This is a genomic window from Nitrosomonas sp. Nm33 (genome assembly GCF_900107265.1).
Taxonomy (GTDB): Bacteria; Pseudomonadota; Gammaproteobacteria; order Burkholderiales; family Nitrosomonadaceae; genus Nitrosomonas.
The window spans coordinates 1-10,306 of the sequence record NZ_FNPJ01000088.1 but is presented as its reverse complement, the minus strand read 5'-3'; the positions used below and the strand labels follow the sequence as shown (position 1 = coordinate 10,306).

General features: G+C 46.5%; 10 protein-coding genes. 2 read left to right on the top strand and 8 right to left on the bottom strand.

All coding sequences use genetic code 11. The annotated features are described in order from the left end of the window. Positions 1-249: 249 nt before the first annotated feature. Both BLV54_RS13390 and BLV54_RS13385 read right to left on the bottom strand, forming a co-directional pair. Positions 250-1,083, bottom strand: a complete 834-nt coding sequence (locus BLV54_RS13390) for an NYN domain-containing protein (protein WP_090572136.1) — start codon at positions 1,081-1,083, stop codon at positions 250-252. A gap of 40 nt (positions 1,084-1,123) precedes the next feature. Then, on the bottom strand, positions 1,124-1,393 hold the full coding sequence (locus BLV54_RS13385) for a hypothetical protein (protein ID WP_218132407.1): 270 nt from the start codon (positions 1,391-1,393) through the stop codon (positions 1,124-1,126). Between the two features lie 382 nt (positions 1,394-1,775). Between BLV54_RS13385 and BLV54_RS13380 the strand changes: the two genes are divergently transcribed. Then, entirely contained in the window at positions 1,776-2,084 is a 309-nt protein-coding gene (locus BLV54_RS13380) for a helix-turn-helix domain-containing protein (RefSeq protein ID WP_256329496.1), read from the top strand. A 41-nt stretch (positions 2,085-2,125) separates the two neighbouring features. On the opposite strand, the gene BLV54_RS16225 is transcribed toward BLV54_RS13380, so the two are convergent. The 6 genes from BLV54_RS16225 to BLV54_RS13345 form a co-directional block, all read right to left on the bottom strand. Further along, on the bottom strand, positions 2,126-2,494 hold the full coding sequence (locus tag BLV54_RS16225; protein ID WP_176969777.1) for a hypothetical protein: 369 nt from the start codon (positions 2,492-2,494) through the stop codon (positions 2,126-2,128). 27 nt (positions 2,495-2,521) lie between these two features. Continuing rightward, complete coding sequence (locus BLV54_RS13370) at positions 2,522-3,919, bottom strand: cytochrome-c peroxidase (RefSeq protein WP_218132406.1); 1,398 nt, start codon at positions 3,917-3,919, stop codon at positions 2,522-2,524. Positions 3,920-4,510: 591 nt separating this feature from the next. Beyond that, a complete protein-coding gene (locus tag BLV54_RS16530; RefSeq protein ID WP_218132405.1) occupies positions 4,511-5,137 on the bottom strand; it encodes a Kazal-type serine protease inhibitor family protein in 627 nt (208 codons plus the stop codon). 453 nt (positions 5,138-5,590) lie between these two features. Next, entirely contained in the window at positions 5,591-6,967 is a 1,377-nt protein-coding gene (gene zwf, locus BLV54_RS13355; protein ID WP_090572132.1) for a glucose-6-phosphate dehydrogenase, read from the bottom strand. 10 nt (positions 6,968-6,977) lie between these two features. After that, positions 6,978-7,997: a phosphogluconate dehydrogenase (NAD(+)-dependent, decarboxylating) gene (gene gnd, locus BLV54_RS13350; RefSeq protein WP_090572131.1), complete on the bottom strand. Its 1,020-nt coding sequence runs from the start codon at positions 7,995-7,997 to the stop codon at positions 6,978-6,980. Positions 7,998-8,464: 467 nt separating this feature from the next. Further along, positions 8,465-9,067 (bottom strand): DUF4202 domain-containing protein, encoded by a 603-nt coding sequence (locus BLV54_RS13345; protein ID WP_090572130.1) that lies wholly within the window; start codon positions 9,065-9,067, stop codon positions 8,465-8,467. A 283-nt stretch (positions 9,068-9,350) separates the two neighbouring features. Between BLV54_RS13345 and msrB the strand changes: the two genes are divergently transcribed. Next, entirely contained in the window at positions 9,351-9,869 is a 519-nt protein-coding gene (msrB, locus tag BLV54_RS13340; protein ID WP_090572129.1) for a peptide-methionine (R)-S-oxide reductase MsrB, read from the top strand. Positions 9,870-10,306: the final 437 nt, after the last annotated feature.

Genomic DNA, 10,306 nt, shown 5'->3' with positions numbered 1-10,306 from the left:
CCAGGCCAAAACAATCAGAAAAAAGGAAGGATGCTCCATCGAGCAGCTCTTTACCGCTTATGCACTTTAAATCATTTTATATGGGATCAGCTATAGTGTCGCTACCAACAAATGTGTGAAATCCGCAATTGACTAAAATAACATTGTTAAACATCAATAAGTTAAAAGCGGACTAATCAATTAGTTTTTTATTAGTATTAGTAGGCGAAGGAAACAGCTTATGAGCGATACAGAAAACCAGGGTCTCGCTCACTTTTTTCTTTTATCCTTAATACGTTGATTCTGAGTGTCTACTTGGAACAAACCAATAGTTTTGATGAGGTCGCTGAATTTTGCGTATCCATAATTGCGCGAGTCGAATGCCGAGAAGTTCTTCACAATATGTTTTTTCACCTCACCCATGTGAGCAAAGCCGTCTTCATCGGAAAGCGCTTCAATTGCAGAACGGATCAGTGATACCAGTTTGGTATCCATCGCCAGCTCCCTGGAGCTTTTCTTGGTGTCGGGTGTGGCTGCAGCTTCACTCGAAGATGTCACAGATTTTGTGGTTTTCTTTTTCGAGCTTGCTTTGGATTTGCTAGAAATGTCTTCCGTTTGTGTCGAAAGGCTGTTTTCACTTTCGACCTGTTTGTTTTGCGAGAGAATTTCGAAATATTTGAATTCATTGCAGGCGGCTTGCAGCGATTCTGGTGTTTTTTTCTCACCAAATCCGTAGACCAGTTTACCGGATTCGCGGAATCGAATTGCTAGTCTAGTGAAATCGCTATCGCTGGAAACGATGCAAAAACCATCCAGTGGAGCTGTGTAGAGCAGATCCATGGCGTCAATAATCAACGCGCTATCCGTTGCATTCTTGCCTTTGGTGTTAGCATATTGCTGAACGGGTTGAATGGCGTGTTTAGGCAGAATTTCCTTCCAACGGCTCAGTTGATTTTGTGTCCAGTCACCATAAATACGTCTGACACTCGCATCTCCAAATTTTGATATTTCCTCGAACAATTCATCAATGAGGTCAATCACCTTGAAGGTGTTATCTGCATCAATCAGTACTGCCAGTCTCAAATTGTTGCTCTCGTTGCTCATAGGTTTATTCGAAGGTAATCAAGACCTGGAGTGAACATGTTCATGGGAGAATTCCTGAAGTTATCTGAAGGTGAAAGTTTACTGGCAATACGGCATATATTTCAACTGGCGTCAGCGACAAGCTGACGCCAGTTGAAATGGACAAGCACGATTCTTCATTAGTCTCGATGTCAACCTGGTGGTAGAGTACGCGACCGCCCAACTTCAGGAACTTTGGACCGATTCCCCTGCTACGTCGGTGTTCGAGGATTGCCTCGCTGCTGTGCCAACAAGCAGTCAATTGCTTCTGGTTGAGGTGAACTACTTCCATTTTAGTTTCCTTCTCAATGGGTTAGCAAGGTTCTATAAAGGTGCTGCTCAGCTTATGAATCAAGCATTATGGTGACTTGACGACAGATTGAGTGTAAATGGGTGTTTATTTGGGTGTCTCAAGTTCAAGCTACTCCTAGAGCATTTTGTTTCGAATATTTTGAATTTTCGCTTATTTCGATTACATTTGTTCTCATGATGCTGCTTGAATCTATCAGGAGACTGCTATAACTACACTCTCACCCCCACACTCGTTGCCAACGGCCGAAGAGGTTGCTGTTGCTCGCGAAAGCGGCCGGGCACTATCTGCCTACTTGCAGACCCGGGCAGAAACCCAACAGATCGAAATCGTCGACGACAAAGGTGCCACCCATCCAGTTCGCGTGCCAGTGTCAGCGCTGCGACTGCTCGTAGATGTTCTGACTGAAATCGGTGAAGGCAATGCGGTCAGCATCATTCCGATTCACGCTGAACTCACTACTCAAGAAGCAGCGGATGTACTCAACGTTTCGCGTCCGTTCCTTGTGCAGCTGCTAGAACGTGGAGAGATCCCATTCCACAAGATCGGCACACACCGCCGCGTCCGCTACCAGGATGTAATTGCTTACAAAGAGCGAATCGATGCAGAACGCAGCAAAACCCTTGATGAACTGGCCGAACAAGCTCAAGTACTCAAGATAGGGTACGAATGAATGAGTTCGCACTTCACTGTCATCTACGACGCGTGCATACTTTATCCAGCACCATTACGCGATTTCCTGATGCGACTGGCTTTGACGGATTTATACCGGGCGCGCTGGACTGATATGATCCACGATAAGTGGATACGCAACGTTCTCAAACAGCGGCCAGCAGCAGAACTGAGGTGGCCAAGTACAGAACGCTCATTTACATTAAGGATCGCAAGCGGCAAATAGTGCCGCAAATAGGTCGCAGGAAGATAATTTTCCAGAAAAGGACTAACTGATGAAGATGTGCCACACAAACCAAGATTAATGACAGTGCCAATACCTTCCAGAGACATATGATGTTGGATATTTTCGAAATCATGCACCATGGTAGAGCGCATCGGATTATCGGTGATGGAATAATCTCTTTTCATATTGGAAGAGACTAGCGCTCTAGTTTTTCACTGCCACTCTTTATAATAGCCTAGCTCAAAGACTAAATTCCCATTAGGGGTTGTCTGTTTAAACTGTGCGACATAAGTTGATTGTTTACCATTCTCATGTTCTTTTTTAATAGCTGGAATTTCTAATATACCTGTATCTAACGAATAGTATGGGATGTCATTAAGATAAACATCATCAGCTAAAGATAACTCCTTAAGTTGAGTCACATGATACAGGGGAGAGTTTTGCTCTGCGGTAATTTGTTCCATTCGAACAGAGTATATCTTGCTAGCAACATCTTGCCCTTCAATACGCACATAAGGTAAGTTTATGGCGCCTGCCGACTCGATCTTTGCATGTTCACCTGATTCGTAACCATCGCTTAGGGTCCTCATAAAAGCAACAATATCATCTACTTCTTGATCAGATAAACCTAGATTACCTAATTCCTCAGTGTTCATAGTTGCTGCAATTTCTGGTTTAGGCCATTTTCCATCAATATCCCGCGTGTTATAAAAATCAACTGCTTCTCTTAAGCTAGTAAACACACCGTTATGCATGTAAGGCGCTGTTTTCGCAATATTGCGTAAGGTTGGTACTCTAAATTTACCATTATCCGTGTCGTCTTTAGCTGTTTTTCCTAAACCAATATCAACAAAATCTGCCCCTTTAGCTTCTAGAAGCTTCTGATTAGAGGGGATACCTAAATTATCGTAGGTGAAATCTGTAAATAAAGGCGGTCTTCCATCAATAGGTCTACTAGGATGGCAAGCTGCGCAATTTCCTTTGTCTTTAGCCTCAAAAAGCTGTAACCCACGTTCCTCTTGTTCTGATAATTTCACCGCACCAGCCAAGTAATAGTCATACTTAGAAGTGAAAGGGCTAAGAATGGCACTACGTTCGAAACTTGCTAACGCAGAAGCAACATAATCATAGGCTTTGTCAACATCATCTAGCGCGTCCTGCCCAAAAACCAGCTTAAATTCGGCAGCATACGAAGCATTTCTAATTTTTTCAATTACGCTGGCTTTGTCTGGATTATTCATCTCATCCGGGTTAAGGAAAGGTTTTTTTGCTTGTTCTTCTAAAGTAGTTTCGCGCCCATCTAAAAACTGTCCCCCGATAAACAAACTCTCTTCAGAATCAAAATGAAAAGCGGGGATAAACGCTGTGTACATTACAATCGGTGCATTAATAGTGCCTGTCTTCCCTTCTACTGCCCCTCTTGAAACAGGCAAATCTAAATCAGGATCTGAAAAAGCTGTTTTAGGATCGTGACAGCTAGAACATGCCTGTCCTGGCGGATTCGATAAATTGGTATCGAAGAATATTTTGTGCCCTAGCGATTGCATAATCGGCAGATTTCTAATTTGTTCAATACTTAATTTAGATTGATCTGCAAACACGTGCGTCATAAATAGTACACTCATGCAGCTCAATATAGATGTTGTAACAAGAAATCGAAAATACATTGCAATCACTCCGCATTAGTAGTAGTCATTACAAGTCTATTACGAATGGTAATGGTTATCAATTAGATTTATGACATATGAAAAGACTACGTCATAAAACTGTGTTGAGCCATGTCACAACCCTTACCCTATGTTCAAGAGTGAACTTAGCAAGTAATAATTTCTTAGACAATAAAAATCAATGGATTACAAACGGACCAATCAAGTGCTTGATTGTTAGCTTTAGTTAATAAATTAATAATTTTTATTCACACCTGAGAAATTACTGACTTATTAACACCTGTGATCATGATTATCTGCAAAATTTGGACGAAAAAAAACCAGCGTATGGCAAGCTTGTGAGGACAAGATGAAGCAGTTTATTAAGGAAAATTGTGCTCCTTATAAAATTCAATTCATAAAGAAAGCAAAACGCCCAACGTTAGTTAGACCGAGGGCGTTTTGAAGGGTGGTGCTTTTATTTTAAAGAATAAATAACTTGTAACTAAAAGCTCTTGTCGGCGGGCACTTCATTCCCGCAATTCCGCCTCAGGCTTATGACTCAGATGGTTTGCATTCACCCACATAATCAATGGAGACACCTTCTGATGCTGCGTGGCAAGCATTACCATAGGTTATTCCATCGCAACCACAGACTGGTTCATACTGCTCTGTACAAATTGTAGGTTTGTCCTTGCAGGTACCCTCTCCGTCGGCAATCTTGCAATGACCGATACCGAAATCACAGTATTGTTGAGTGCTTGCACATTGTTTCCCCTGGATTCCGCCACAACTTTGTGGTTGGCTTACATCAATAGGTTCACAAGCTTTAGTTAATTCTACGTTATAGAAAGTACCAGATGGAGGATGAATAGAGTTTAGCTTATGTATAAAATTATTGAATTTTTCTGTTGTTGCACTAAAACCCGCCTCTGCACATAAAGACAAGCCACCTTCTATAAAAATAGGCCCTCCTGCTCTAGGGCTATATACATACAGAGTATCGACAGCTCCATCCGTAAACGCATGCCCGATAACTTTGCGAACTTTGTGTTCAGAGGCAGAATCAACAGCCCCTCCAGTACCCCCAATGCTAACATTAACGGCACGATGTTCCGCAAAGGCGGATACTGTATTGAGCAAGAGCGTTCCAACTATAAAAACATATGCTAGTCCCTTCAATTTTCTACTACTTATTAAAACACAGGAACTCATTAACCAAGTTATGAGCGTATTCATAGTTATTACCTCGTAGATTGAAAAAGAATCTATTTAATTGTAAATTCAATTGTAAATTCCTAAACGATGAAATATTGATGCATAACTCTATAATTCAAAGTCTGGACAACTATTCCGATTAGCAATTATTGCTACATGGCGGAACGACTTGGGGGAAAATTTGCTACTGCAACAGAACCCTGTATTATTCAGATACTACCTTATGGATTATTGCAGTCAGTGAATTTGAAAATTTGATGGGCCCAGCGAGTGCATGCCGATGAGCCCGGATGAACATTTTGTTCCAAATTTTTCGAATGATAGTAAGCCCGCGCAATAGCATCTCAAGGTCGTTGGGCGAAACAATGACTTTCTCGATCAGCAATTTGATAATTCATGTCTGCTCGGCCGGAAATCTCAGCCGGTGACTACCGGATTCTGCCATCCTCCGGGTGGCACGACGCGCTGATCGACCTCTGCCGGTCCCCAGGTTCCCGGCTCGTATTCGTACACCGGCGTGATCGCCTTCAGGACGGGATCAACGATGCGCCACGCCTCTTCCACATAGTCCTCGCGCGCAAATAACGTGGCATCGCCCTGCATGGCGTCGTCGAGCAGGCGTTCGTAGGCATCCACTTGCTCGACGCTGGGGTAACGACTCGCCAGCAACTCGATTTGCTGACCGACCATCTTCTCTTTCGGGTCGTTCACCGTCACGCCGAAGGCGCCGGTGATGTCGGGACTGACACGGAAACGGAAGTAGTTTCCCTCTGGATTACAGGTCGGAAAGACTGTCGGTGGTCGGCGCAAGCGCACCAGGACCTCCGTGCATGTCACGGGCAACGACTTGCCCGCGCGGATGTAGAACGGCACTCCTTGCCAGCGCCACGAATTGACCTCAAGACGCAAGGCTGCGAACGTCTCGACCTGCGAGTCCTGCGCCACGCCGGCCTCCGTCCGGTACCCACGGAACTGCCCGCGAACCAGGTTCGTCGCTTCAATCGGCGGAATGGCCTTCAATACCTTCACCTTCTCGTCGCGCATCGACTCGCTGTCAGTGCGCACCGGCGGTTCCATCGCCAGATTGGTCAACACCTGGAAGAGGTGATTTTGCACCACATCGCGGATGGTGCCGACCTGGTCGTAGAATGCGCCCCGACCCTGGACCCCGAAGCTCTCTGCCAAGGTGATCTGCACGCTCTCGACGTGGGTCCGGTTCCAGAACGCCTCTAACAGCGCGTTCGTGAATCGGAAGAACACCATGTTGTGCACTGGCCGCTTGCCCAAGTAATGGTCGATGCGGAAGATCGCTTCTTCGGTAAACGTCTTCCCCAGAATGTGGTTGAGCGCCTGTGCGGACGGCAGGTCTCTCCCAAACGGTTTCTCCACGATGACGCGCGCCCCATTGGTGCAGCCGGCCCTGGCGAGTTGTTCGACTACTGTTCCGAAGAGCGCAGGCGGTATGGCGAGGTAGTGCATCGGTCGTAGTGCCGACCCCAGCTCTTTGCGGATGGCCTGGTAGGTGGCCGCATCGTTGTAGTCACCGTCTACGTAGCGCAACAACCCCGACAGCGTGTCGAAAGCTGCAGCATCGAGACCGACGTGCTTCTCGATACTCTCCCGAGCACGCGCACACAGCTGCTCAAGCGTCCACCCGGACTTAGCCACGCCAATCACCGGCACGTTCAAGTTGCCGCGCTTCACCATAGCTTGCAATGATGGGAAAATCTTCTTGTAGGCCAAGTCGCCCGTTGCACCGAAGAAGACCAGCGCGTCGGAATGGAGGCCGTTCATGACTAGTGCCTCACTTCCCTGGTTTCTCTAGGTGACCGCCGAATTGGAGGCGCATCGCCGAGAGTAATCTGTCCTGATAATCCGCCTCGCCACGCGAACTGAAGCGTTGATAGAGTGCAGTGGAGAGCACCGGCACCGGCACGGCTTCGTCAATCGCCGCCTTGATCGTCCAGCGCCCTTCGCCGGAATCGGACACCCGTCCGGTGAACTGCTTCAGATCGGCATCTTCGACCAGCGCTGCCGCTGTCAGGTCGAGCAACCACGAAGCAATAACGCTGCCGCGCCGCCACACTTCGGCAATATCACGCAGATTAAAGTCATATTGATAATACTCAGGGTCGCGCAGTGGCGTCGTCTCGGCATCAACCACGTGCTCGTGTTTGCCGATGTTGGCGTGGCGCAGTATTCCCAGCCCTTCGGCATACGCAGCCATTAGGCCGTACTCGATACCGTTGTGCACCATCTTGACGAAGTGCCCGCCCCCGTTCGGTCCGCAGTGCAGGTATCCCTGTTCCGCCGTACCACCGATCTGCTCGCGACCGGGCGTGCGCGGGATGTCGTTTCCTCGGCCGGACGCCAAGCAAGCAAAGATCGGATCAAGGTGCTTGACCACCTTGGACTCGCCGCCGATCATCATGCAGTACCCGCGCTCCAGGCCCCAAACCCCACCACTCGTACCCACATCCACGTAGTGGATGCGTTTGGCAGCGAGTTCTTTTGCGCGGCGGATATCATCGACGTAGTGTGAATTGCCGCCGTCGATCAGAATATCGTCCGGATCCAGCGACGGCAGCAGGTCTGCGATCGTCTTATCTACCACCGCCGCAGGGACCATCAGCCACACCGCCCGCGGCTTCGCGAGCTTCTTCACAAGATCGGCCATTGACGTGGCGCCAATGGCTTTCTCCTTCACCAGTTCCTCCACTGCTTCCGGCGACACGTCGAATACCACGCACTCGTGGCCGCCATTGATCAGGCGCCGCACCATGTTGGCACCCATTCGTCCAAGACCGATCATACCCAGTTGCATTATCGTCTCTCCTCTTAAGCGTGACTGCTTGTTTAAAGCGGACGAGCCTTCTCGAAGATGCCAACAAATTCTTCATGCCGGCACGCAGCTTACAGGAAAAAATAAATACTATTTTCCATTAGAAATGAAAATACTAGAAAGCGGATAGAGCGTCAAACACATTAACAAACGATCAAAAATTCAAAAGCTTATGTTCATTTGGCAGCAACAAGCGTTGTTAGTTCCGGTTCCTTTGTTGCCTATCAATCGCAGGGCACGCAAGGAAGAAGAAAGGCAAAGCCAGTCAGGAAAAGCGTGTCGAGGGTGACTTTAGTCCACGTTTCCCACAAGAAAAGCGATTGCTCGGGAAATAGCAACATAATCTAAATCACAGCATCTGCTATGGAAGAAGATTCACCTTATCAGATCAGATGATCAAATAATCAATTTAAGAACCTGCAAATTTGCTACTGCAACAGAACCCTGTATTATTCAGATACTGCCTTCTGGATTATCGCAGCCAGTGAATCTGAAAATTTGATGTGTCCAGCGAGTGCATATTGATGAGCCCGGACGGACATCTTGTTCCAAATTTTGCGAATAATAATAAGCCACTTCTGTTCGTCGTATTCAGGGTGTCTACCAGCGAAGTCAAGCAGGTAGTGTTCGAAGAAAACCAGCCCGGCAACATCTTCCAATAGTTGGGTATCCGGATTGGTCTTAAGCGATTTCTTCCCAACGGCCTGTGCTACACGCGCAATAAATTCAGCTTCATATCCAGCCTTTGCGAGCAAATCAGCAACTGTGTCGGCATGAAATTTGTATAGCCCAGCACGCCATTGATGATAGCCTTTGCGATTCATCGGATAATCGCTGCGTGGCGATTTCCAGCGTTGGATGTGTTGAGCACTCACCGCCAGTTTCATGGCATCATCGGCATCGGGTGCATAGCGCTCGAGCATGTCTGACATGCGACGTGAGTAAAGCAGCTCTTTCGGCCAATCTTTCCCTTCGCTGATTTCCCTGTTCGGGTCTTCACTATTTGCCGCATCTATCAGCTCTTTTGCTCTGTCGAAGCATTGCTTTGTCATAAAGATAGCTTGCCGATCTGGTATTTGTTAAGTGATGAAAGATTAATACATATTTCCAGCAGGTTGCTAAAAAGCGATAATGTATTAGCAGTTGAAGCCAAAGCACTTTTGAATAAATTATAATTGAAACAATCGATTATTCCGTATTTCAACTATCAAAATTTGTTTGTAGGTTACTATTATGATTTTCAGTAGTAACCTACAAACGTAACAAATAAACTCATGGTGATAAGAGCTACAAAAGTCAGTTCACCAATACCCTTGTTGATTTGGATAAGATTTAATGAAACGACGCACTCTGTTACAAACGCTCGCCCTGGCAGCCGTGTTTCCGCTGATTCCCGCATGCTTTCGCGCACAAGTGGTTGGAGAAGCAATCAACCCTATTACGCCCCTCAACAAACCACATGAAGAATGGCGAAAATTACTCTCATCCAGGGCTTATCAAATACTGTTTGAAGAAGAGACCGAACGCCCAGAATCCAGTAATCTGGTTTATGAGGACCGTGAAGGCACTTTTATTTGCGCCGCCTGTTATCTACCACTGTTTGAAAGCGCAAATAAATACGAAAGCTGGACAGGCTGGCCAAGCTTTACCCAACCTATTGCCGGGCATGTAGCGACTAAAATTGACTTCAAGATGATCTGGCCACGTACGGAATATCACTGTGTGCGCTGTGGAGGTCATCAAGGCCATGTATTTAGTGATGGCCCGCCTCCACGTGGAGAACGCTGGTGTAATAACGGGATTGCTCTAAAGTTTGTGCCAAAAGACGAGCAACTGCCAGCGCTTAGAAGCTGATAAGGTCAACCACTCTCGGTTGATTTTTTTCTTACCAGCTCCCGCATATTCGCGAGGACTTATGCAGATTCTTGCGGATCTCGAGGTTTCGCGAAATCTAGTAAATTAGCTTATTTTTTCGCTCTTTAAGCCATTCTTCTCTCGGGCCTTGCTGCCGTCGAATGCATGAAGCTAGCAAGCATCTAAAATAACATTCATATAGATCAATAGTTTACAAACTGACTAATCAGCTAGTTTTTTATTGGCATTGGTAGGCGGAGGCAGGAACTCGCAAAGTCACGCTTCAACCCCAAGCGAGAGAAGCACTACATAACCAGCAAACCTACACTGGCAAACTAAACGAACGTGAGTTCGACATAAGAAAAGAAGTAAAAGGAATCTGAATTCCTTATGATGAAGCGAATTTGGAAAAGAGTTTCATCATTAGAGGAGTCAGA

What these genes read in the sequence shown, in the direction of transcription:
- msrB (WP_090572129.1), top strand. Translation starts at nt 9,351, where the DNA reads ATGAAACGACGCACTCTGTTACAAACGCTCGCCCTGGCAGCCGTGTTT.
- BLV54_RS13385 (WP_218132407.1), bottom strand. Translation starts at nt 1,393, where the DNA reads ATGGAAGTAGTTCACCTCAACCAGAAGCAATTGACTGCTTGTTGGCAC.
- BLV54_RS13370 (WP_218132406.1), bottom strand. Translation starts at nt 3,919, where the DNA reads ATGACGCACGTGTTTGCAGATCAATCTAAATTAAGTATTGAACAAATT.
- BLV54_RS13390 (WP_090572136.1), bottom strand. Translation starts at nt 1,083, where the DNA reads ATGAGCAACGAGAGCAACAATTTGAGACTGGCAGTACTGATTGATGCA.
- BLV54_RS16225 (WP_176969777.1), bottom strand. Translation starts at nt 2,494, where the DNA reads ATGAAAAGAGATTATTCCATCACCGATAATCCGATGCGCTCTACCATG.
- gnd (WP_090572131.1), bottom strand. Translation starts at nt 7,997, where the DNA reads ATGCAACTGGGTATGATCGGTCTTGGACGAATGGGTGCCAACATGGTG.
- zwf (WP_090572132.1), bottom strand. Translation starts at nt 6,967, where the DNA reads ATGAACGGCCTCCATTCCGACGCGCTGGTCTTCTTCGGTGCAACGGGC.
- BLV54_RS13345 (WP_090572130.1), bottom strand. Translation starts at nt 9,067, where the DNA reads ATGACAAAGCAATGCTTCGACAGAGCAAAAGAGCTGATAGATGCGGCA.